Raw genomic sequence first — 23217 nt, 5'->3', positions numbered from 1 at the left:
AGCGTTTTCAGAGCTCTTGAGGACCCCCACGCCAAGCGTCCTGAATGTGCTTGATTCGGTAGTTCTCACTATTCCCAATCACCAAGATGAGATCACACCTTAATTCCGCTTCTAAATTTCGTTTCTCCATCCAAAATTCAGCGGCATCCAAGAGACGGTGGGCTTGGGCGTCTCGGATGTATTCGTCACCATCTACGGGTTCCGCCCTTGTTTTGACCTCTACAACGACCATCTCGTTTTCGTGGCGTGCGAGAATATCGATTTCTCCTTCTGCTCCTCGCCAGTTTCGCTCCAGAATTTCATAGCCTAGACGGGCCAAGAAATTAGTAGCCTTGTCCTCTCCCCAGCGCCCAAACTCTTGTGCATGCGTCATGATTGATACCTGATTTTGGTGTTTTCTGTCTCTACGGACAATTCTATTTCTGCGCCGAATCGGAGCGGACGATTGTCATCCAAATGCCCCGATGGGAAGCCGAATGCAATAGGGTAAGATTGCCCGGCCGTATGTTCTCTAATGATTTCTATGGCCTGTTTTCCGAAGGGAATGGTATTGTCATTCATGTCTTGCATGCCCCCTACAATAAGTCCAGAGATCTGATCCATCCATCCTCCTCGAACGAGATTCATCATCATCCGATCCATGTGATAGAGGTATTCGTCCAAATCTTCGATGAACAGAATTTTACCTCGAACATCCAGATCTGAAGGTGTTCCTCTTTGTGAATAAAGAACGCTCAGATTTCCACCGACCAAAACCCCGGTACTTACGCCTTCTTGATTGAAGGGATGGTGCGGAGCATGAGTTTCTTGGAGATCGCCGGTCAGTATGCTTCGAACATCTTCAAGACATTCTTGACTGTTGATGGAAAACTCCAGGGGCATAGGAGCATGAACCGACTGTATCTGGAGATTGGAGTGGAGGTGATTGTGAATGGCGGTGACATCGGAGTATCCCAAAATCCACTTGGGCCGTTCGATCAAGGGCTCCCAAAGAACATGGTCAATAATGCGCACACTTCCGTACCCTCCTCGAGCACAGTAGATCGCTTTGACGCCAGGATCTTCAATCATCAATTGTAGATCCGCAGCTCGCTCCTGATCGGTCCCGCTGAATTGATGGTAGGATTGATGTAAATGAGGGCCTAATTTGACCTTGAATCCCCAAGCTTCGAATACCGCCACGGCGGGTTCTATTTCAGCAGGGCTTAACTTCCGGGCCGTGGATACAATTCCCACCGTGTCACCGGGATGTAGGTAAGGGGGTCTTCGCCAACTCATAGCTCTAAAGTACATTATTTCGATGGGCGTGACTCGTCCCTTCAAGACGAACTTAGAACTATGCTATCTTTACCCTTCTTGTAAAATTGAAAACATGCGACTGAATCTACTCGCGGCCTTCCTCCTCTGCGCCGCATTTACCACCCTAGCTCAAGAGAAAAGACCGCTTACGGCAGACGATTACGGCATCTGGGAACGCCTAGGAAATCGAGGCCTTAGCGTTGATGGCAGGTGGGCCTATTTTGAGGTCACGACTTCAAAGAGCGATGGTTACCTAGAAGTACACAAGCTCGACGGTACACGAAAATTCAATATTCCCCGTGGTACGGATGGGAATTTAGCCAGGACCGGGAGCTTTTTCGTCTGCGTTATTGAACCAGCCTACGATACTATTCGCCAATTGAAATTAGACGATGTAGACGCAGATGAGCATCCGAAAGACACCTTGGTTATCCTGGATTTGACCACCGGAGAAATGGAGAAAATTGAGCGAGTGCAGAGCTATCAAATGCCGAGTGAAGCATCAAATTTCTTCGTCTACCAGCACCATACGCCGCTGCCCTTGGAACCGGATACCACGGAAGAAGTGGGGGAAAAGCTGGATGAGGATTCAACGGCCGTCGAAAAACCTGAAGATCCCTCAGAACGTCCGGGGTACGAGTTGGTCGTGCGCAGTTTTAACGGTGAAACGGAACATCGGATTTTTCAGACCGCAGACTATGAGCTCGTCGACTTTGGGGCTTATACGTACTTCATGCGGGAAACGGAAGACACCCTTCACGACGATGGATTGTACGTTGTAGAAAACGCTAGTGGATTGGTGACCATGATCGACACCAGCAGTGAGGAAATAGAGAGCTTTGTGCCCGATGCGGAAGGGAAGCGCCTATTGTACTTGGCGACACAGGATTCATCGGAAGCGGATATTCAGTTCTTCTCTGCCTACATGTACGAACCCGGAAAGGAGGCCAAGTTATTGGCGGATACAACAACAAAAGGACTTGCAGATGGCTGGATGCTGAGCACCAGTGGTTCGCCAAAGTGGATGGAGGATGGGCGCTTCCTGTTCTTGGAAGTAGCGCCTAGGCCCAAAATCTATGAAGAAGACAGCACAAAGCTGGACGATGAAAAAGTAAGTGTGGACATCTGGTCGTGGACCGACCCAGATATACAGCCCTACCAAAAGGAGAATGCGGGTCAGGCAAAGAACAAGAGCTATACCGCACGATACAGCTTCCGCGAGAATCGTCTGATCATGATTGAGAATAGGAATATTCCGGATGTCTACATCAACTTGGAGAGCGAGCACGCCATAGCTATGGGAGATGCAGATGACAAGTATCGAGCCATGCGCAGCTACGCGTATCCTTGGTTAACGGATTACTACATGGTTGATTTACGTACGGGAGACCGAATCCTCGCCGCGGAAGCTGTTGGCTTTGGCGCCGATATTAGTGAGGGCGGAAACTACATGGCCTATTATTCACAGCGCGATAGTTCTTGGCATGTTTACGACCGTATTGGCAGCCGGGATTTGATCGTGGACGAAGGGGCCGATGTAGCTTGGTACGATGAAGAGGATGATCATCCGGCATCACCCTATCCCTATGGTACTATGGGTTGGAGTAAAGGGGATAAGCGACTTTATGTCTACGACCGTTATGACATCTGGTCTTTGGATCCCCTCGGAAAAGAAGCCCCTGTTTGCGTGACCAACGGGTTTGGAAGAAAGAACAAGATCACGCTCCGATATGAGACCGATGACCCCGAAGAGATCTTCCGCCCGAAGGGCGATTGGCTGCTCTCCGCCTTCAATGAAGAAACCAAAGAAGACGGTTATTATCTACTGAATAAGCTCGGGGAAGATCCCGCAGAATTGATCATGGGCGCGCAGAGTTTTGGGCGCGTGATGAGTGAAGAAGGAACCGATCGCATCTTAATCGCGAGAGCTACATTCACCGATCCAGTTGATCTGTATTGGACGGAAGGCGGGTTTGATGACCTCGTGCAAATCAGCAACCTCAACCCTCAGCAAGCAGGGATTAAATGGGGTACAGTGGAATTGACATCGTGGCGGTCGAACCACGGAGAAATGCTTCAAGGCCTTATTTACAAGCCTGAAGATTTTGATCCGAATAAGCAGTACCCGATGATTGTATATTTCTACGAGCGATACAGCGATCGCTTGCATTCATACTACACACCGGGCCCGAGTCGGAGCATTGTCAATTTTAGCTATTTGGTGAGCAACGACTATGTAGTTTTTGTTCCGGACATCGTGTACCGCGATGGGTATCCTGGTCCAAGCAGCTACGATTGCATCATTCCCGGAGTTCAGCACATGATTAGTCAAGGATATGTTGATCCTGCTCGAATCGGAGTTCAAGGACAAAGCTGGGGTGGATACCAAACTGCTTACTTGGTGACCCAGACGGATATTTTCGCTTGCGGTTTTGCCGGTGCCCCAGTGAGTAACATGACTTCCGCATACGGTGGAATCAGATGGGGAAGTGGTCTGAGTCGTCAGTTCCAGTACGAACGTTCGCAAAGCCGGTTAGGTGGAACACTTTGGGACTATCCAGAGCGTTACATCGAGAATTCGCCAGTATTCTTTGCGGATCGCGTGAATACTCCGCTTTTGATTATGCACAACGATGAGGACGGAGCAGTGCCCTGGTATCAAGGGATTGAATACTTCATGGCCCTTCGTCGAAACAACAAGCCCGTGTGGATGCTCGTCTACAACGGAGAAGCACACAACCTTAGAGAATGGCACAACCGTATGGATTTGGATCAGCGGATGTATCAGTTCTTTGACCATTATTTAAAGGATGCCGCGGCACCTGTTTGGATGACCGATGGTGTGCCTGCCAAGGTCAAGGGTAAAGAGTATGGCCTAGAGCTTTCTGAATGAACCACCTGATCATATTCATCAAGAATCCGATTCTAGGTCATGTCAAAACGCGATTGGCTCAGAGCATCGGCGAAGAGGAAGCCCTAATTGTTTACGTCAAGCTTCTCAGGCATACCCGAGAGGTGGCGTTGGCGGTGGAGGCCAAACGGCAGCTCTACTACAGCCAGCAAGTGGCCGATCACGACCTTTGGTCTACGGATCACTTTACCAAGAACGTGCAAAAGGGTTCAGACCTCGGCGATCGAATGAACGCGGCCTTCAATCAGTCATTTCAAGAAGGGGCAGAAAAGGTAGTGATCATTGGTTCAGACTGCTATGAAATTGAATCGGGGCATATAGAAGCTGCTTACCGGGCTTTGGACCGAACAGATTATGTGATTGGTCCGGCACATGACGGTGGGTACTATTTGCTGGGCATGAAACGCCCTTCTGATTATCTCTTTCAGGACATTGCCTGGAGCACGGCATCCGTATACAATGATACTCGCAAGGCGGTTTTGACCCGAGGTTTTTCGATTGATTCGCTGGAAACCTTAAGGGACGTGGATCATGCAGAAGACTTGGCCCATTATGAAGATTTGAAGCAACACATGAGATGACCTACGAAGAAAAAGTCAATGAAGCAGTAGCCTTCTTGCAGGGTGCTGGAATGCAGGAAGCACAAGTTGGAATTGTCCTTGGAACAGGGCTCGGGAAACTCGTCGAAGAAATCGACATCGAAGTGGAGATTGCCTACGACGATATTCCTCATTTCCCCATTGCAACAGTTGAATTCCACAGTGGACGATTGATTTATGGCCAGTTGGCTGGGAAACGGGTTCTTGCTATGAGCGGACGTTTTCACTACTACGAAGGCTATACCGCTAAGGATATTACCTTCCCCATCCGCGTACTCAAACTATTGGGGATTGAACAGCTGCTCTTGAGCAATGCGGCAGGCGCCATGAATATGGACTACCGCAAGGGCGATCTGATGCTCATAGAGGACCACATCAATTTGTTGCCGGACAACCCGCTTTTCGGAAAGAACGTGGACGCTTGGGGTGGTCGATTCCCCGACATGAGCGCGCCTTATGATAAGCGCATCAATAAGCTTTTGCATCAAGCCGCGGAGGCCAATGATATCACCCTTCATGAAGGTGTGTATGTGGCCGTCGGTGGGCCCAACTTGGAAACGAGAGCTGAGTACCGATTCTTGAGTCGTATTGGCGCGGACGTTGTAGGAATGAGCACCGTTCCAGAAGTTATTGTCTGCGCGCACATGGGGCTTCCCTGTGCGGCCATTTCGGTGCTGACGGATGAGTGTGATCCGGATAATCTGAAGCCTGTAGATATAGAAGAAATCATCGCTGTAGCCGGCCAGGCTGAGACCAAGTTGATTCGGGTTTTTCTGCATGCCATTGAGCGACTTTAGGCATCAGCAGACCTCGGAATATGTCGGGAATCCTACTTTTTGAATTCCCCCTGTGAACTAGATTTGTTGAAACAATAAACATCATCATGAAAAAATTAGCCCTATTACTCGTCGTGTTCGTTCATCTCGCCGTAGGCGCACAAGTCAATCATGCAGAACTAGACGCCCTATTAATGGAATTTGTCAGCGCGGAAGGAGATGTGAATTATGGGGAACTTCAAAAGAATGGAGGGCAGTTAGAAGCCTATTTAAAAACGCTACAAGCCAACCAGCCTGATGCTTCCTGGGATGCAAATGCTACTAAGGCCTATTGGATGAATGCCTACAACGCCTATACGCTTCAATTGATGATTGAGCATTACCCCTTGAAGAGCATCACCGATTTGGAGAAGCCATGGGACCGCGAGTGGATTCCGGTGGGCGATGAAATGAAGAGCTTGAATTGGATCGAGCACGAAGTACTGCGCAAGGACTTCAGCGACCCTCGAATTCATGTCGGAATCAACTGTGCTTCAAAATCCTGCCCTCGATTGGCCCAAACGGCCTTTAATGCAGAGAATGTAGACGGAATGTTGACCGAGCTGATGACGGAGTTTGTCAACGACGATAGCCGAAATCAAATCACGGAAAAGAAAATCGGCATCAGCTACATCTTCCAATGGTTTGAGGAAGACTTTACCAAAGAAGGCGATATCATTGATTTCCTCAATGGTTACAGCGCGACCAAGATCAGCCCCAAAGCCAAAATCACGTACATTGAGTACGATTGGACTCTAAACGGTTTTTAATGGGCGAACGCCGACTGTATTTTTTTGCCGCCGTATTTATCTTCCTGGGGTGTTCCACAGCTTTAGTGGCCACCCCAGAAGTTTTGGTGAAGGTCTTAATCCCATCGCTCAATTTCCCGGCTGGAACGCTCATCACCTGGGCGGCTATGATTGCATTACCCACGGCCATTTACTTCGCCTTTCCCCAATTTGAATCACCCGAAAGCGGCATGTGGCTCGTGTATAAACGCGTGTTTCAGATCGCTATCTCGCTGGGGATTGTCTGGGGAATCGTGAGCTACGGGTTCTCGGGAAACTGGAACTACTCCTTTAGCAGTGCCGTTCCCGGATGGCGCGGAAGTCCAAGAGCCTCGCTTTGGTTCTGGAATTGGACCAAGATCGTTGGGGCTCTTCCCTTTGTGTTTCTTTTAGTCTTGCTTTTGCACCTTACGGTGCGATGGCTGCTGGATCGTTTCGCTTAACGCAAGAAACGGAAGCCAATATTGAAGGTCTCTCCGGCACCGGCGTTGTTTCCATCCCAGAAATTGGTGTAGCTAAGCTCCAATTCCCACGAAGGGGTAAACTGCCATTTCCCGCCCAATCCACTTTGAATGAAATAGGTTCCGCCAGAGTTCGCCGTTGGCGTATACTGGGTCATTCCGTAGATGGTAAAGTTGTTGTTCGGGAACCAGCTCAAAAAGGCACTCATAGGCAATTGGACCAAGTCCTCACGGTTGTTTCCGAACCGCCACCACGCCTCAATAGAGGTAAAGACCTGCCAGTCTCCACCCCAGATGGTCCGGTCGAAAAAGAGTTGATTCCACCATTGGAATTGCTGGTACTCCAAGAAGGGACCCCCTTCAGCACCGTCCATGTTCTCGGCAGTGGGGATCCAAAAGTGGCTGTAGATTGAAACGCGTTTCCAGTCTTCAATGGGTTGCCATTTTACCGTTGGTCCTACACCACTAACCGCGGTGCGGCTGTTCACCCCGTCGTTACCAAACTTGAGCACATCGAGGGCCGATGAGCTCGGATCGGCGTTCAAGACCGACTTGATGTTCACGTCGAACCCCACGTTCAAACGTCTTGACTCCGATACCCCAAAGACGAAACTGTTGAGGGAAGTATAATAGGTAGAGCGTTGGCTCAGGACCTGATTGTCCCCGTCCGAATTGTAAAAGGAGGTCTGGGTGTACAGATTCTGAAAGAGCTTCACTTCAATCTGTCCTTTCTGTAGGAGTGAAGAAGGCGTATAAGTACGGATATTGGAGCTCTCTTGAGCGTGCGATACGCCGATCACGAGGCAAAAGAGACCGGCCAAGACGTTCTGAATGATATTCTTTTTCATATCACAAAGGAAAATCAATGTGATGAGCTTCATTGTCAGAGCAACGACAAAAGCCTACATTCCAATGCATTTACTTTGAAGGTGTAAATTACAAGACATGGCCCACATCGCCATTATAGGAAATGGAATAAGCGGCATAACCGCCGCCCGACACATTCGAAAGCGAAGCAAAGACCGCATCACGGTCATTTCATCCGAGACGGAGCACTTCTTCTCTCGGACGGCTTTGATGTATGTCTACATGGGCCACATGAAGTACGAAAACATCAAGCCTTACGAAGACCGCTTCTGGGCCAAAAATAACATTGACCTGGTTTTCGGCTACGTCAATAAGATCGATTATTCAGCTCAATCCCTCTCCTTTGATGACGGATCTACTTTGGATTACGATTCCTTAGTATTGGCCGTAGGTTCCAAACCCAACGTATTCGACTGGCCCGGCAAAGACCTCCCTCAAGTACAAGGTCTTTACTCATGGCAGGATTTGGAGTCGATGGAAAAATGGAGCCCTACCACGCGCAGAGCGGTGATTGTCGGCGGGGGACTCATCGGGGTGGAAATGGCGGAGATGTTCCGCACCCGAGGTATTGAAGTGACCTTTTTGGTTCGTGAAGACCGTTTTTGGGGTGGAGTGCTCCCGAGCGAAGAAGGAGAACTCATCACCAACCATATCCGCGAACACCACGTTGACCTTCGACTCAGCACCACCTTAGAAGAAATTCTGGCGGACGACAACGGAAATGTCCGGGCCATTCGCACCAGTACTGGGGAAGAAATTGACTGTGAGTTTGTCGGGTTAACGGTAGGGGTCCGCCCCAATGTAGACTTCTTGAAGGGCGCTGAATTGGAGTTGGGCAGAGGAATCTTGGTGGACGGTTTTTGCCGAACCAATCTCCCGAATGTCTATGCGATTGGCGATTGTGCCGAGCGCCGAAATCCGGTATCGGGCCGTAGGCCCATCGAACAGGTTTGGTACACCGGCAAAATGATGGGGGAGGCGGTCGCCCGCACCCTCACCGGCGATCCCACGGAGTACAAGCCCGGGCATTGGTTCAACTCAGCGAAATTCTTCGACATTGAGTACCAAACCTATGGGTGGGTGCGCAATCAACTCGCTGAGGGCGAATCCGACTTTTATTGGCAGCATCCCGACGGGCGCAAATGCGTCAAAATCGTTTTTGAAACGGACGGGCGCAAGCTTATAGGGATCAATGTATTCGGAATTCGACTGCGCCATACGGTGCTCGATCGCATGCTCGAAGAAGAGCGGACGGTGGACTATTTGCTGGAACACTGGCGTGATGCCCTTTTTGATCCGGAGTTCTACAGAGACCATATTCTCGACATCCTCCACTGCTTTAACGACCAATTCGGCACCTCGATCCGGCCGAAAAAGAAAAATTGGGTCCGAATTTTTAACGCACAACAAACCTGGATGCCCATATGAACGTCTTACAAAAGACAGGCTTAGGTTTTTTCCTGGCCGCGCTGATCTTATTTACTTCTGCTATTACGTGGAGTCAGTATACCCTGACGCCGGAATTGGCGAGCGAAGAGATCAGCGGTGAGATTAAACTAGCGGCATTCGAAGAGGGGGCTACAGAATTATTCGGCACACCATTCTCTAGCAACTTCTCGTTTGTCGCTTCTTTAAAAGACGCCCTCAAGGCCGCCAACGCCTCCATCGAGGGCCGCTACGCTTTCCCCGCCGAAACAGTAGCTCAGCTGCAATCTGGATTGTCCGACCCCGCGCGTTATAACCTCGATGAGGTGCGCAGCGCGTTGGCCTCCACCCTCGGCTCCGATCAAATTCAAACGCTCATCGACAACACCTCTTGGATGGCCTCCAAGGAATATGCTGATGAGATGGCCTTACGGGCCGATGCACAAGCCAAACTCGATGAATTGAATGCCAACGTCGGCAGTCAACTCGGTTTCTCCGACTCGGAAATCAAGAACCTCTCCTTCTCTTTGACCAAAGCGGCCAGCCATGGAGTCCTCGTCGAAAAGACGGGTTGGATGCTTCTGTTCACTTTTGGCCTCGGCATTGTCGGTGCTTTGATGTATTTGTTGCCCCAGTACCGGAACGAACCTCCGGGCATCAAAAACCACCACATCTTTTTCAGTGCGGTCATGACGCGCGGATGGCTCGGAATCATCCTGGGTACGTACTTGATTGCCTTTTATGTATTCCTCTACTGGTTCCCGGAATACCTGACCAATTGGGTGATTCTCGTGGATCCGGTCAGTCGAGCGCTCAGTGGAAATCCGGCCAGCCAGTGGTTCCTCTACGGGTTCATGTATACCGTAGTCATGGGCGTCATGGGCATTCGTATGCTCCTCAAGTACAGGGGTAATCGCTACCAGATCATCAGAACCATCTCCGTGATGTTCTTCCAAACGGCTTTTGCCTTCTTGATCCCCGAAATTCTGGTTCGCTTAAATCAACCCTACTACGATTTTAAGAACATCTGGCCGCTGGACTACGACTTCTTCTTCAATTGGCACCTCAGCTCCCTCATCGATAGTGGAGCCATTGGAATCTTCATGTTGGTTTGGGGCTTGGCACTAATCGTTTTGGGCGTACCCATCATCACCTATTTTTACGGAAAGCGCTGGTACTGCAGCTGGGTCTGCGGTTGTGGAGGACTGGCCGAAACCCTCGGCGATCCTTTCCGCCAATTGAGCGACAAGTCGGTCAAGGCCTGGAAAATCGAGCGCTGGATGATCCACAGCGTACTGGTCTTTGCAGTGTTCATGACCGGACTCACCTTATACACGTATTTCAGCGGAAACTACAGCCCTTTTGGAATTCAAACAGGAGGTGTTCAGAAAACTTACGGATTTCTCATCGGCAGTGCCTTTGCCGGAGTTGTCGGTACGGGCTTTTATCCTTTGATGGGGAATCGTGTTTGGTGTCGATTTGGTTGTCCGCTTGCGGCTTATTTAGGTATTGTCCAACGCTTTAAATCTCGATTCCGCATCACCACCAACGGTGGCCAATGCATCAGTTGCGGGAACTGCTCTACCTATTGCGAAATGGGGATTGACGTGAAATGGTATGCCCAGCGCGGTCAAAACATTGTGCGCTCGAGCTGTGTCGGCTGCGGGGTGTGTTCCGCGGTCTGCCCACGCGGGGTACTGAAATTGGAGAATGCTCCTGAAGCGGGCCGTTTTGACGTGGCCCCAATCACCATCGGAAACAAGAGCATTGAGTTGAATACTGAATTGTTGAAGTGATGAAAGTATTGGCTATTCTTATGGCGCTTCTCTTCTTCCCAGGTGGACCGGAAACCTATGTGAAGAATAAGGGTCCGAACGGCAGCATTGAGTCCGAAGGCTGGGTGTGCAATAAGGCCCTTCGACAGGGTACCTGGGTCTTTCACAATCCAGATGGCACGTTCGAAACCTGCGACTACCGAGACAACAAAAGAAGAGGCTGGTACAAATTTCACCGAGCGGATTCCGCAGTCTTGAAGGTTGGGCCATATTATGCCGATAAGAAACAACGCTATTGGAAAGCCTATTACCCGGACGCTCAAACCCTGCAGTGGGAGGGCACCTACAACGATGACAAACGAACGGATTGGTGGCGGTTCTACTACGAAGATGGAGTGCTGGAGAGCGTTGGGAAGTACAAGAATGACTTTAAGTCGGGCTATTGGGAATTCTTCGATGAGTCCGGGATCAAAACAGAGGTGGGGCATTTCAAAAGAGGAGTGCGCGACGACTGGTGGATGACCTTTTATCCCAACGGAAACCCGGAGAGTTTCGGAGATTACCGGAAAGGGGAAAAAAGCGGATGGTGGATTTACGGATACGATGATAAAACCAAGAAGGAAGAAGGGCGATACGAGAACGGACGTCGTGTAGGCGTCTGGGAACAGTACGATCGATCGGGTGAACCGATTCAAGCGAAGGATTACGGAGAATGAAAAAGAAGATCGTGGTCGTTATACCGGCCTTTAACGAAGAGAATTCCGTCGGGAAGGTGGTTCGCGATATCCCGAAGGATTGTGTGGATGAGGTCATAGTGGTGGACAACAATTCCAGCGATGCTACCGAACAGTCTGCTTTGGCGGAGGGAGCTACCGTGCTCAGCGAACCGAAGCAGGGGTATGGAGCGGCCTGCCTGAAAGGTCTGTCCTATGTGGATACCTTGGATCCACTGCCGGATGTCGTGGTCTTTTTGGATGCCGACTACAGCGACTACCCAGAAGAGCTGCCGAGCTTGGTTCGTCCCATCTTGGAGAATGGAATGGATCTCGTGATCGGTTCGCGAGCCTTGGGAGATCGAGAAAAAGGGAGTATGACCTTCCCTCAAGTATTTGGAAACTGGCTCGCCACCACCTTGCTGCGCTGGTTTTACAAAGTAGAATTTACCGACCTAGGCCCGTTCCGGGCCATTCGATACGATGCTCTCCAGCACATCGGAATGGTCGACACAAACTACGGTTGGACCGTGGAAATGCAGCTCAAAGCAGCAAAGCTTGGCCTGCGTACCACTGAAGTCCCCGTCACATATCGTCAACGTATAGGACAAAGCAAAGTCAGTGGTACCGTCAAGGGCGCAGTGAGTGCTGGATATAAAATCCTCTACACCATCTTTAAATACCTTTGAGGCCCCAGAAATGAAGACGCTTAGCTACCTTATTATAGCCCTGTATACGGGAATGATGACCTTCATCTTCTTCTACGCGCTGGTCCAGCTCAGTCTGGTGATTCACTACGTAAGAGCCAAGCGAAAGGGCTTCGCTTACCCCAAGCCCAAGGACTTTGAAGAGTGGCCTATGGTGACTGTTCAACTGCCCGTTTATAATGAGCGCTACGTGGTTGAACGGCTGATTGAGGCCACTGCGGCCTTGGACTACCCCGTGGACCGGATGGAGATTCAAGTGCTCGATGATAGCACGGATGATACGGTGGAACGGATTGCCGAATCGGTCAATCGACTTCGATCGGAAGGCTACACCATCCACCATGTCCGCCGGCCTCATCGTCAAGGGTATAAAGCTGGGGCATTGGCCTTTGGATTGGAATCTGCCCGTGGGGAGTACGTCGCCATTTTTGACGCGGATTTTGTTCCCAAGCCCGATTTCCTGATGCAGTGTATTCCGCTTTTTGCCGATGATAACATTGGCTTGGTACAATCGCGCTGGGAACACCTCAACGAAAACCACAGTTTGTTGACGCGCATGCAGGCCTTTGGATTGAACGCCCACTTCTCGGTGGAACAAGGAGGGCGGTACGCCGGTGAGCACTTCATCAACTTCAATGGTACAGCAGGTGTATGGCGCCGCTCTTGCATCGATGATGCTGGAGGGTGGGCCAGCGATACCCTAACAGAAGATTTGGATTTGAGCTACCGGGCTCAGCTGCGTGGATGGAAGTTCCATTTCATCGAAGAACTGGGATCTCCGGCCGAGTTGCCCGCTTCGATGAACGCACTCAAGACGCAGCAGTTCCGATGGACCAAAGGAGCCGCGGAATGCGCGCGTAAAAACTTGGGCAAGGTCTTACGTGCACCCATTGGATGGAGCACCAAGATCCACGCGACCTTTCACTTGATGAACAGCTTTCTCTTTTTGTGCATTCTCTTTACGGCCATTTTAAGCGTGCCTATGCTGTTCATCAAGGACAGCTTCCCGGAGTTTCGAAACATCTTCTATTTCGGCTCCTTCTTTGTCATTAGCCTGCTGATCTTGACGGTGTTCTACTGGGTGAGTTATGTACATCGCGAGACTCGACCTCGCCTGCACGTCTTCCTCATTAAATTCCCCATGTTCTTATCCGTTTCGATGGGGATGAGTCTACATAATGCCGTAGCGGTGCTCGAGGGCTTGATCGGCAGAAAAACACCTTTTGTTCGGACCCCGAAATTCAATGTAGAAGAAGGGAGTACAGGGTGGCGAAGTAACGTCTACTTGAAGTCCGCTTTGAACATAGTGACACTCGTCGAAGGGCTATTGGCGGCCTATTTCATTGGCGCCTTGTATGTGGCCTATGAATTGGGCGATTTCGGCTTGGTGCCCTATCACTTAATGTTAGCCTTCGGATTCGGTACGGTGTATGTCCTCAGCGTGCTTCACTCGATCCGAGGATCTTGGTCGAAGTAGGTTTTCGACTCACCTCCCAAATTAAAAAAGCGATCACCACGCCGTACTCGACCAAGACCAAAACGAGGTCTTCGGTGTAGGCGGTTGTTCTATAGGTCGCGTAGCTCAAATACACCATGGCTGCCCAAAGGATGGGATAGCGAAAGCGGGACAGTGGAACAAAGGCCAGGGAGATGCTGATGTACCAAGGGTGAACGGTGGTGGCGAGGAGAAGAAAGATGGTGTGTGCGCCCATCCAGGCTGTGGGGAGCTCGTGCTCTCGGGTGCCGTATCGGCCCGTGAGGGCCCAAATCATCAAAATCAAAAAAGTCAGCAGCGAAAGACTCGGGCCGATGAGGTCAATGCGGTTGTATCCGTTCATCCAAATGGCCACTTCACGGGCGAGGTAGTAGAGGCTGGCATTGAATTCAAAGTTTCGGAAGTAGAGGTCAAGACTGTCCGAGAAGTTCAGAATCAGTTCCATATTGACGAATGGGGCGAAGAGGATACCCACGACTACGGCTACGATGGCGTAGTAGGTGCCCGCAATGCGCCATCCGGCGAAGCGAAGAAGGAAAGGCAAAAAGATAAGGGGGACCAGTTTGGTTGAGATGGCTAGTCCGAAGATGATGGCGGAACTGAGCCAACGCCTTTTGAGGATGTGGTAGTACGCGTTGAGAACGAGTCCCATCATGAGGCCTTCGTAGTGCAGGTTTCCCGTGAATTCCATTACGGTCATGGGGCAGAGCAGATAGACGTAGGCGATGTCTTCCGGACGTCGGAAATAGCGGAGAATGCGGCGGAGGGAATACAGGGCCAGGAGATCGCCGAGCAAAAGAATGACCCTAAGGGTCACGACGGCGGCGAGGTCGTTCTGGGGAAACAACAAGCCCGCCAAGCCGAAGGTCAATTGTGCAATGGGCGGGTACACCGAAAAGTATTCGGGTGAGTTGAGATTCTGGAATAGTTCGGTGGAAATTCCGTCCGGTAAGACTTCTTGGGCGAGGATTTCAGAGGGCAGATAAGCAAAGGGGTTAATGCCCTCAACCCAGAGTCTCCCGTCCCACAAGAAGCGGAAGTAATCATCGGAGAGTTCTGGCAACGCGCCCATCCAAATCAAGCGATAGGCGAAAAAAGCCACCAACAGGGCCGTGGAATTTCGAAATTGAGAGGCAGTAAGCACCGCATAGGCCCCAAAGAGACCCGCGACAATGGAGATGAGCTGAGGAAAGTTGCTCCGCTCGGTGTGGTAGGCCAGGGCAAAGTAGCCGACGGCTGAGGCGACCAGCAACGCGTACCAAGCGGTTCTGCCCCAGTGAATGTTCAAGGTTTGTAGACTTTTTTGCCCTTGGTGAGCCAAACGCCCCAGACGCGGTCATAGGCATGGACCTTGCTGGTCGGATCTCCCTCTGGGTCGACCACTTCCAGTTCTTCATTGGACCATTCGAAAATACCTCCATACAGGTTGCGGACGTTGGTATATCCTGCTTCCTGAAGCTGTTCGGTCACCCGCTCGCTTCGATAGCCTACACTGCAGTAGACGACAATGGCAGAATCTTTCGGAATATCGGCAACCCGTTCAAGATCAAAATCGTCATAACCCACCCATCGTGCCTCGTCCAAATGACTGACCTCGAATTCTCCGCGCTCACGCGCATCCAGTAAGAGCACATTCTGAGCGGTGGTGTCCAGTTCTTTCACTGAGACCTCTGGTACATCGCGGGTCAGCAATCCATTGAGCATGGTTTCGTAGGTGCCCGACGATACTTTAGGTCGATCTTGACCGTGGCTGCAGGCGTAACCTAGCAGCAATCCTAAAAAGATGACATAGCGCTTCATCCTTCCAAATATAATGAATTGCACCCGCGTGATTCAGGTCACTTTAACGACTCCTACACGCGCGTACCTTTGCAATTCATTAAATTCGAATGATGTTTTTATTCAATAGAAAACGCAAACGCATGATCGCAGATAAAATCAACGACCCCAACGCCACCATCGTCGACGTACGCACGGTAGGCGAATTTGAAAGCGGCCACCTCAATGGCTCCATCAATATCCCCTTGGACGAAGTCGAGGCCCGAATCGAGGAGCTTCGCGCCATGTCTCGCCCACTCATCTTGTGTTGCCGTTCAGGTGCCCGTAGTGGAAATGCTACCGCCTACCTTTCGGCTCAAGGCTTTGAAGATGTACATAACGGTGGAGGATGGACCGATGTCCGCTTGCACAAAATCGACTAACCATGAAGAATCTCTTGTTGGGCGCTTTGGCCCTGATCAGTTTTAGTGCCTGCGGCACGATGCCCACTGAAGACACTGCAACAGAAGAGGTAGTGGAGCAGGCCTCCGGAACAGCTGAAGACGTAAACGTTGAACGCTTTGCCGAGCTCGTTGCTTCTGGTGAAGGTATTGTTCTGGACGTGCGCACTCCGGAGGAGTACAACGCTGGCCACCTAGAGGGCTCGGTACACCACAACATCTACGATGCCGATTTCGCCGATCAGCTGGCCAAGCTAGATCCCGAAACCCCGGTATACGTCTACTGTAAAGCTGGCGGACGAAGTGCAAAAGCCATGAGCATGATGCACGAAATGGGCTTCTCCGAAGTCTATAATTTGGCCGGTGGGTACGACGCTTGGAGTCGCTCGGGCCAACCCGTAGTCGAGTAAATCACTCGCGCTCTTTCAGGGCGCGCATCGCATAGCCCTCGGCCTTGAGCCAACTCAAGGTCGCGGGTAATGCTTCTTGCAGTCTGGGCCAAGCTTTCACGGAGTCGTGAAAGACAATGATGCTGCCCGGCCGCACATACTGCTGAACTCTTCTCAAGCAGTCCTCACCACTCAATTTAACATCGTAGTCTTTCGACAAAACATCCCACATGATGATGTCGAAATGCCGATCAACGGCCTTGGATTGGGCTGGAGTCATTCGGCCATAAGGAGGACGAAACAAGCGACCCCCAGTCACAACAGCTCCGCGCTGAACTTCCCTTAAATAATCTTGGGTACTCGTCTTCCAACCATTGGTATGGTCATGGGTGTGATGGCCAATGGTGTGCCCTTCCAATCGGATTCTGCGCATCAGCTCTGGATGTCCTAAAGCGTTGCCGCCTAAGCAAAAGAAGGTTGCCTTTGCCCCGTGGTGCTCGAGCTCATCCAGCACAAAATCGGTGACATCGGGTATGGGGCCGTCGTCAAAAGTGAGGTATACCTCTTTCGCCTCTGTTTCAACCCGCCATTGAGCAGCGGGCATCAGACGCTTCAGTGTTTGGACCACAAAGGGGTTCACGTGGCTTACTGGATTCCGTAGAGGCTGAGCGCCTGAGTCAACTTTGTGTTGAGCTCATCAGATACATCCTGATCCGCGTAACGTCGTGCCAATTGAACGACCTGCTGCAAGAACTGAGAATCGCGCTGAATCTCCGTAGCGACCAATTCCTGCTTGGTCCTCGGGAATTGAGCGTAATACTCCAACTCCTCGATAATAATATCTCCGTAGGTGGTCAGAATTTCCGTTCCCTTGTCTTTCGCCCCCGCCAAGAAGTACTCCTCGGCCATAGGCAAGTTAAAGTAGTTGTACGGCACCACCTCGTTTGGCATTTGCTCCATGGCCTTGTCCAAGACGGCAATAGCCGAATCATTCTTGCCTTCCTGATTCAATTTATTCGCCAATCGAGCGAAGTTGTTCCGGAAGTTCAAGGTCATACGGCGGTTGGTCTCATCCATGTAGACGCCTGGGTCATTCATGTTCCCCCACTGGAACTTGTTCATGACCACATCGTACATCACATCGGAGTTTACTCCTCCAATTTGCCCGGTGCGATCGCGCTCCTGGCGAATCGGAACCAAGTGATAGGCCATACCGCTCAACTCAAAGTAGTCGGTCAAATACATGAAGTCGCGAGGACGGTTTCCTACCGTGATGGCGAAGTAAATCGGACGCTGCCAATCATTGGTCGCCAATAGATCCAAGATCATCACATCTCGACGCAGCAAGCTGTTGCGCTGACCAAAGTCAATATCGATGTAGTCGACCATTTGATCTGCGCGTTCCGCTTCGACAATTCCGTTGGCCAAGGCGTTTTCCTTCTGCACCGGTACGCGAATCTTGCGCGTTGGGAAGAAATCAAACTGTTGACGACCACTGCTCACCTTCGTCTGTGGATCATCGCTCGCAATCCAGCGAATGAAGTCATCCACAGTCCAGCGGTTGGTCACACCTTTGTCTACGTAGTACACAATCTCTCGACGATTGGCTACGTACTTGTCCCGTGTCATACTGAAGGGAACTGCATCACTATCGTAGGCAGCGCGCTTCATCTGATCGATGTACCAATCGGTGTTCAACAGGCTCAAGTTGACAATACGGACATCTGTTCTGTAGCCCTCGACTTCTTGCACATACCAAAGAGGGAAGGTGTCGTTGTCCCCATTGGTAAACAGGATGGCGTTCGGAGCACAGCTGTCCAGATAGTTCATGCGCCATCTGTCTTGAGCGGTATACACGTCCGGATCTATCGTGATCATCCCAGTTTTCTTTGGCCATGATTCCTGGAACAGCCAAAAGGCAAACTCCCGTCACGGCGATAGCCGCCACCTTGCCCGGTGCTTTCTTGCGCAGCTGGTCAAAGATGGCCATGACGCCCAATCCAATCCAGATGGCAAAGGCATAGAAACTACCCACATAGGCGTAGTCCCGTTCTCGCGGTTGATAGGCGTACTGGTTCACATAGACCACAATCGCCAATCCCGTAAGTCCAAAGAGCAGGGTGACAATCCACGCATCTTGCTTGTTCTTGTTCCAGTGCCAAATCAATCCGACCAATCCCAATAGGAAAGGCAGCATGAAGTACACATTCCGGCCTTTGCTGCCGGTCTGCTTAAGCGGCAAATTCGTTTGAGGTCCTAGGCGTGGTTCGTCAATGAACTTAATACCAGAGATCCACTGCCCTTCGGTTATACCGCCTCGTCCCTGTTCATCGTTCTGTCGACCACTGAAGTTCCACATGAAGTATCGGAAATACATGTAGTTGACTTGATAGCGGAAGAAGAAGCGCAGGTTGGCTCCAAAAGAAGGCTTTTCGCTGTCTGGAGTTGTTACTCCTCCCCATTCCTTATAAGTGGTGGCGTGATTCGGGTCATTTCGATCCCACATCCGCGGGAAAATACTCATGAAGTCCGAGTCGTAGTTTGGAATGGCATTCTTCATGTCATTCACTACCACGTATTCCCCTTTCTCCTCATCCTTTTCGTAGATGGGCGTTCCGTCTTTAAAAGGCGTGCGTCGGTCCAATGGAGAGTTGTAGTACCATCCATAGGCAATCGGCCAATCCCCGTACTGCTGACGGTTCAGATAGGCCAGAAGGCTCGGAGCATCTTCCGGGTTGTTCTCGTCAATAGGTGTGTTTGCATTGGAGCGAATCACCAGGCTGAAAAAGGTTGAGTAACCGATCAACAGGTAAACGAAACTCAAAACCGCCATATGCCCTAGGTCCCAGCCGCGCTTTTTGGTGTATCGCAAGCCGAAAACAATGGCTCCAATAATGATGACAAAGGCCAGAATAGTCCCGGAGTAGAAAGGAAGCCCCATGCCGTTGACAAAGGTGATTTCCATCCAAGAACTGAAGTTCAATACAACCGGGAAGACCACTTTAAAGATGACGCCTAGAATCAGCAACATAACCACGTTTGCGATCACAAACCCGCGGGGCGTTACCGTGTACTTTTTGAAGTAGTAGACCATGCCCACGGCAGGGAAGGCCAACAATGCCAACATGTGAACACCAACGGCCATTCCAATCATTAAGGAGATCAAAATGATCCATCGATTCGCGTGTGGATTGCCGTAGTCGCGGTCCCACTTAAAGATCATCCAAACAATGATCGCGGTAAAGAAGCTACTCATCGCATATACCTCACCTTCGACGGCGCTGAACCAAAAAGAATCACTGAAGGTGTAGGCCAAGGCCCCAACGGCACCAGCACCGATGATAGCATACATGCCTCCTTCTCCCATATCCTCTTCGCTGCGCTCGGCAATGCGACGACCAAAGGCTGTGATGGTCCAGAATAAGAATAGGATGGTAAAGGCTGACGACAAGGCCGACATCGCATTGATCATCAAGGCTACCTGAGTCACGTCGCCAAAGCTGAAGAGCGCAAAGAAGGCTCCCAGGATTTGGAACATCGGCGCACCGGGAGGGTGCCCTACCTGTAGCTTAAATGCGGTTGAAATGTACTCCCCACAGTCCCAAAAACTGGTTGTGGGTTCAATCGTAGAGAGGTATGTCACGGCCGCGATCGCGAAGACCACCCAGCCGGAAACATTGTTGATGAAATCGTAGCGTTTGCCCATCTTAAATAGCTTATCGGTGGCGAATTTAACCAATATTTGAACAGCACTTGGGGTACAGCCGTTAAGGTTTTCCCAAAAGCTAAAGCAAGAGATCTGGGCCTACGGCCCGATGTCCACCTCCACAGCCCCTCAAATTTTGTTTTGGAGGATGAAAAATTGCTTTATCTTTGCAGCCCTTATAGGATGATTGCCCGATCGTCTAATGGCAGGACAGCGGTTTTTGGTACCGTCAGTCTAGGTTCGAGTCCTAGTCGGGCAACAAGAAAAAAGGAAGGAACAGCCCTCGCATTTGCGGGGGCTTTTCTATTTAGGCTGGGTCTGATCGTGCTTGCTCGGTCCCCATACGCTTGAGCAAAATTCTTAAGTCGGACGGAACACACCATTAAAAACCAGTACAGGGCAACATGCTAAGGGCCAGAATCTGCCCGTTTGAAGGTGACTTCAGCTAAGGTGACTTGTCCTTTTATTGTTTGTTGCCGGGATTGAAAAGTCAATGCTAGCTTGTTGGAAACCTCGGGTTTCATTGATTAAAGCTAATAGGCACCCTCTTTAGGAGGTTTTGAATATCCAACGGGACGATCTGGCTCAACCACACCTACTTTTTCTGCATAGGCCTCGTATTTCTTGATCATCCTTTTTAGTTTTTCAGGTTCTTTCTCGGAAAGATCAATTTGTTCGGAAAGGTCGCTCTGCAAATTGTGTAAGGTCCATTCCCCAGTTCCGTATGGCGTGGGCAACATGTTTATTTTCCACATGCCAGATCTAAAGGTTCGCATTCCGTAAAGCTCGAATCCCATTTGGCGCTCCGTACCGGCCTCAGAATTCCCGGTCAAAACAGGGAGTAATGATTGTCCTAAGTTGCTCATGCCATCGTCTGGTTCAACATCTTCTATAGATTCGGCGCCAACCAAATCAAGTAATGTGGGCATAATATCGGTGACATACGCGAAGCTTGAGATTCTTTGTGGCTTCAATCGGGTCTCGGCAGGTAGCTTGATGACCAACGGTACCCGCATTCCACCTTCTGTAGGATATCCTTTGGTATGTCGAAATGGCGTGTTGCATGACCAAGCCCAACCCGGACCGATGTCCGGATAGGAATTTGGCAGCCCTTTGTTTGGCAAGGAATTATCAAAAGATGCCAAATGCTCTTCAATTTCTCTACCTAAACTTGCGTAATCATTTATTGTGGTTTTGCTTGCTCCGTTGTCCGACATGAAAATGACTATGGAATTATCGTATGCCTCTATTGATTTTAAATATTCCAATAATCGTCCTATGCTCATATCCATGTAGTCAATCATCGCTGCATATACCTCCATGTCTCTTGCTCGAGAAGCCTTTTGCTCATCACTGAGCTCGTTCCAAGGGCTAATCCAATCGGGAAATTCGTAAGCAACTTGGTCGCCATGGATTATTCCGAGATCCTTCATCTGACTCAGCCGATTCTCGGCATGAACCGACCACCCCGAGTCATATTTCCCTCTATACTTTTCGATATAAGCTTTAGGTGCGTGTAGCGGATTGTGTGGGGCAGTGTATGCTACGTATGCAAAAAATGGTCTGTCTTTCTGAATATCTTCGTCTATAAATGAAATAATGCTATCTGTGTAGGACTCCGTTGAATAGAAATCCATCGGTAGTTCTTCAATGATCTTCCCATTGTGTGTATACAGACTGGACTTCCCGGGTATGAGTGGTTTGTTGTCGCTCCAATGACTTGCTCCTCCTGCGAGCATAGAAAAGGTGCGGTCAAATCCTCGGTTAAACGGAAGCATTGAGGTCTGCTTGGCTCCCAAATGCCATTTACCTACCATGTATGTGCGGTATCCGTTTTCTTTGAGGGCTTCGGGCAGTGTCTTCAAATCTTGACGCAAAAAACCTTCATAACCGGGTTGACCGATTTGATTTTCGGTAATGAGCTCACTCATCGTACCCATCCCGGCTAAATGATTGTCTTTCCCTGTGAGCAATGCTGCACGCGTAGGAGCACAATTCGGCGTAACATGAAAATCGGTTAGCTGCATGCCGGCACTAGCCAGGCGATCAATATTAGGGGTGGAGATTTCCCCACCGTAACATGAAAAGTCAGAAAACCCTGCATCATCAGCGACAATCAGGATGATGTTCGGCGGCTTACTTGTTGTTTTATGCGCCGTAGGGTTTTGGGGTGAACAGCCAGCAAGTACAGTCCATGATAGGATGGTAAGCAAGGAAAATGGCGACGAGAAAGACTCTTTAGAACAATATATCATATACGCACCGGTAATTATAAGATGACCTTATTTACGGTTTTCATGATTCTTTCGAAGGTCGACTCATCTGATAGATCCTTGATAGCAAAATGAAAAGAAACAACTGCAAAGTGCATTTCTGTGCGGAGTTCATTAAGCTGTGCACCTAACTTTTCACCTTCTTCAAGAGTGGTGTTTTGATCTTTAACCAGATTGTTTTCGAGAGCGTTTAAAGATGCATAGGTGTCTCCGAGCTCATTGAATTTTAGTTGAATCTGTTCAAGGGCCTGAAGTGCCGAGTTTCGCTTCTCATCATCACTAATCTCTGAATCTATTTTCTGCTTAATCTTTGAGAAAGCATCCTTCTCTTTTTTCTTATTCTCTTTTTCAAGACGTTTTTCTGTCTTTTCACTCGAGTATTCAATGATATTGGACCATTCTTCAGGTGTAATCTTGGCTACGACCATTACTCGTTGTTCCAAAATGTCTTTTTGAAAAGCCACACGCTCTTCTTTTAATGATTGCAAAAAAGTGTCGAAATCCGCTTTCGTACTCGAATACGAGGCATTCAAATCGTGATACTCCCTCAATGTCTTCTCGCGGTTTTTATTAAAGACCTTTATGGTTTTGACCGTTATGTCGAGGTCAGACAAGATTTCTTTCTTGCGATCTTTTTCAATGACATATTCCTTTACTCCTTTTTCCAGTTTCTCTACTAGAAAATACTCTTGTGATCCTCCAAAAAACAAAATGGAAAACAGAGTTAACAATCCTACAATCATGTTTAATCGTGATATAATGTTCTTATAAACAG

The 23217-nt window shown here is 49.8% G+C and carries 22 protein-coding genes and 1 tRNA gene; 13 read left to right on the top strand and 10 right to left on the bottom strand.

The window, feature by feature from the left end; translation table 11 throughout:
- Positions 1-7: 7 nt before the first annotated feature.
- Positions 8-373, bottom strand: a complete 366-nt coding sequence (locus HZ996_01660; protein QTN37895.1) for a YraN family protein — start codon at positions 371-373, stop codon at positions 8-10.
- Positions 370-1278 (bottom strand): LD-carboxypeptidase, encoded by a 909-nt coding sequence (locus HZ996_01655; protein ID QTN37894.1) that lies wholly within the window; start codon positions 1276-1278, stop codon positions 370-372. Before HZ996_01655 ends, HZ996_01660 begins: the two co-directional genes overlap by 4 nt.
- A 94-nt stretch (positions 1279-1372) precedes the next feature.
- Between HZ996_01655 and HZ996_01650 the strand changes: the two genes are divergently transcribed.
- The 5 genes from HZ996_01650 (at position 1373) to HZ996_01630 (ending at position 6855) form a co-directional block, all read left to right on the top strand.
- A complete protein-coding gene (locus tag HZ996_01650; protein ID QTN37893.1) occupies positions 1373-4192 on the top strand; it encodes a S9 family peptidase in 2820 nt (939 codons plus the stop codon).
- Entirely contained in the window at positions 4189-4791 is a 603-nt protein-coding gene (locus HZ996_01645; GenBank protein QTN37892.1) for a TIGR04282 family arsenosugar biosynthesis glycosyltransferase, read from the top strand. Before HZ996_01650 ends, HZ996_01645 begins: the two co-directional genes overlap by 4 nt.
- Positions 4788-5606 (top strand): purine-nucleoside phosphorylase, encoded by an 819-nt coding sequence (locus HZ996_01640; GenBank protein QTN37891.1) that lies wholly within the window; start codon positions 4788-4790, stop codon positions 5604-5606. The genes HZ996_01645 and HZ996_01640 overlap by 4 nt, the downstream gene beginning before the upstream one ends.
- Positions 5607-5692: 86 nt before the next feature.
- Positions 5693-6394, top strand: a complete 702-nt coding sequence (locus HZ996_01635) for a DUF547 domain-containing protein (GenBank protein ID QTN37890.1) — start codon at positions 5693-5695, stop codon at positions 6392-6394.
- Positions 6394-6855, top strand: coding sequence for a hypothetical protein (locus HZ996_01630; GenBank protein ID QTN37889.1), 462 nt, complete (start codon positions 6394-6396; stop codon positions 6853-6855). The genes HZ996_01635 and HZ996_01630 overlap by 1 nt, the downstream gene beginning before the upstream one ends.
- Here the strand turns inward: HZ996_01630 and HZ996_01625 are convergent.
- A complete protein-coding gene (locus HZ996_01625) occupies positions 6852-7721 on the bottom strand; it encodes a hypothetical protein (GenBank protein QTN37888.1) in 870 nt (289 codons plus the stop codon). The two genes, HZ996_01630 and HZ996_01625, sit on opposite strands and share 4 nt — an antisense overlap.
- A gap of 97 nt (positions 7722-7818) precedes the next feature.
- Here HZ996_01625 and HZ996_01620 point away from each other — a divergent pair, with 97 nt between their 5' ends.
- Genes HZ996_01620 through HZ996_01600 form a run of 5 tightly spaced genes read left to right on the top strand, consistent with a single transcriptional unit; the run spans position 7819 to position 13837 of the window.
- Positions 7819-9168 (top strand): NAD(P)/FAD-dependent oxidoreductase, encoded by a 1350-nt coding sequence (locus HZ996_01620; protein ID QTN37887.1) that lies wholly within the window; start codon positions 7819-7821, stop codon positions 9166-9168.
- The gene (locus tag HZ996_01615) at positions 9165-10961 is read left to right on the top strand and encodes a 4Fe-4S binding protein (protein QTN37886.1); all 1797 of its coding nucleotides are present in this window, start codon (positions 9165-9167) and stop codon (positions 10959-10961) included. The genes HZ996_01620 and HZ996_01615 overlap by 4 nt, the downstream gene beginning before the upstream one ends.
- Complete coding sequence (locus HZ996_01610) at positions 10961-11656, top strand: hypothetical protein (GenBank protein ID QTN37885.1); 696 nt, start codon at positions 10961-10963, stop codon at positions 11654-11656. Before HZ996_01615 ends, HZ996_01610 begins: the two co-directional genes overlap by 1 nt.
- Positions 11653-12342 (top strand): glycosyltransferase family 2 protein, encoded by a 690-nt coding sequence (locus HZ996_01605; GenBank protein ID QTN37884.1) that lies wholly within the window; start codon positions 11653-11655, stop codon positions 12340-12342. The genes HZ996_01610 and HZ996_01605 overlap by 4 nt, the downstream gene beginning before the upstream one ends.
- A 10-nt stretch (positions 12343-12352) precedes the next feature.
- Complete coding sequence (locus tag HZ996_01600; protein ID QTN37883.1) at positions 12353-13837, top strand: glycosyltransferase; 1485 nt, start codon at positions 12353-12355, stop codon at positions 13835-13837.
- Here the strand turns inward: HZ996_01600 and HZ996_01595 are convergent.
- Positions 13797-15143: a DUF2029 domain-containing protein gene (locus HZ996_01595; GenBank protein ID QTN37882.1), complete on the bottom strand. Its 1347-nt coding sequence runs from the start codon at positions 15141-15143 to the stop codon at positions 13797-13799. The genes HZ996_01600 and HZ996_01595 overlap by 41 nt on opposite strands.
- Positions 15140-15655: a rhodanese-like domain-containing protein gene (locus tag HZ996_01590; protein ID QTN37881.1), complete on the bottom strand. Its 516-nt coding sequence runs from the start codon at positions 15653-15655 to the stop codon at positions 15140-15142. Before HZ996_01590 ends, HZ996_01595 begins: the two co-directional genes overlap by 4 nt.
- Positions 15656-15777: 122 nt before the next feature.
- Between HZ996_01590 and HZ996_01585 the strand changes: the two genes are divergently transcribed.
- Both HZ996_01585 and HZ996_01580 read left to right on the top strand, forming a co-directional pair.
- A complete protein-coding gene (locus HZ996_01585; GenBank protein QTN37880.1) occupies positions 15778-16056 on the top strand; it encodes a rhodanese-like domain-containing protein in 279 nt (92 codons plus the stop codon).
- A gap of 2 nt (positions 16057-16058) precedes the next feature.
- On the top strand, positions 16059-16484 hold the full coding sequence (locus HZ996_01580) for a rhodanese-like domain-containing protein (protein QTN37879.1): 426 nt from the start codon (positions 16059-16061) through the stop codon (positions 16482-16484).
- Position 16485: 1 nt separating this feature from the next.
- On the opposite strand, the gene HZ996_01575 is transcribed toward HZ996_01580, so the two are convergent.
- Genes HZ996_01575 through HZ996_01565 form a run of 3 tightly spaced genes read right to left on the bottom strand, consistent with a single transcriptional unit; the run spans position 16486 to position 20169 of the window.
- Positions 16486-17067, bottom strand: a complete 582-nt coding sequence (locus HZ996_01575) for a polysaccharide deacetylase family protein (protein ID QTN39983.1) — start codon at positions 17065-17067, stop codon at positions 16486-16488.
- A gap of 41 nt (positions 17068-17108) precedes the next feature.
- Complete coding sequence (locus tag HZ996_01570) at positions 17109-18161, bottom strand: hypothetical protein (protein ID QTN37878.1); 1053 nt, start codon at positions 18159-18161, stop codon at positions 17109-17111.
- On the bottom strand, positions 18112-20169 hold the full coding sequence (locus tag HZ996_01565) for a DUF2723 domain-containing protein (protein ID QTN37877.1): 2058 nt from the start codon (positions 20167-20169) through the stop codon (positions 18112-18114). The genes HZ996_01570 and HZ996_01565 overlap by 50 nt, the downstream gene beginning before the upstream one ends.
- Before the next feature lie 188 nt (positions 20170-20357).
- Here HZ996_01565 and HZ996_01560 point away from each other — a divergent pair.
- Positions 20358-20428 (top strand) — tRNA-Gln (locus tag HZ996_01560).
- Positions 20429-20702: 274 nt separating this feature from the next.
- Here HZ996_01560 and HZ996_01555 read toward each other — a convergent pair.
- Complete coding sequence (locus HZ996_01555; GenBank protein ID QTN37876.1) at positions 20703-22382, bottom strand: arylsulfatase; 1680 nt, start codon at positions 22380-22382, stop codon at positions 20703-20705.
- Positions 22383-22438: 56 nt separating this feature from the next.
- On the bottom strand, positions 22439-23185 hold the full coding sequence (locus HZ996_01550; protein ID QTN37875.1) for a hypothetical protein: 747 nt from the start codon (positions 23183-23185) through the stop codon (positions 22439-22441).
- Positions 23186-23217: the final 32 nt, after the last annotated feature.

The sequence above is a fragment of the Cryomorphaceae bacterium genome (assembly GCA_017798125.1).
In the GTDB taxonomy this organism is placed as follows: Bacteria; Bacteroidota; Bacteroidia; order Flavobacteriales; family ECT2AJA-044; genus ECT2AJA-044.
The sequence above is the reverse complement of the archived record's forward strand: the minus strand, read 5'-3'. Positions and strand labels throughout refer to the sequence as shown.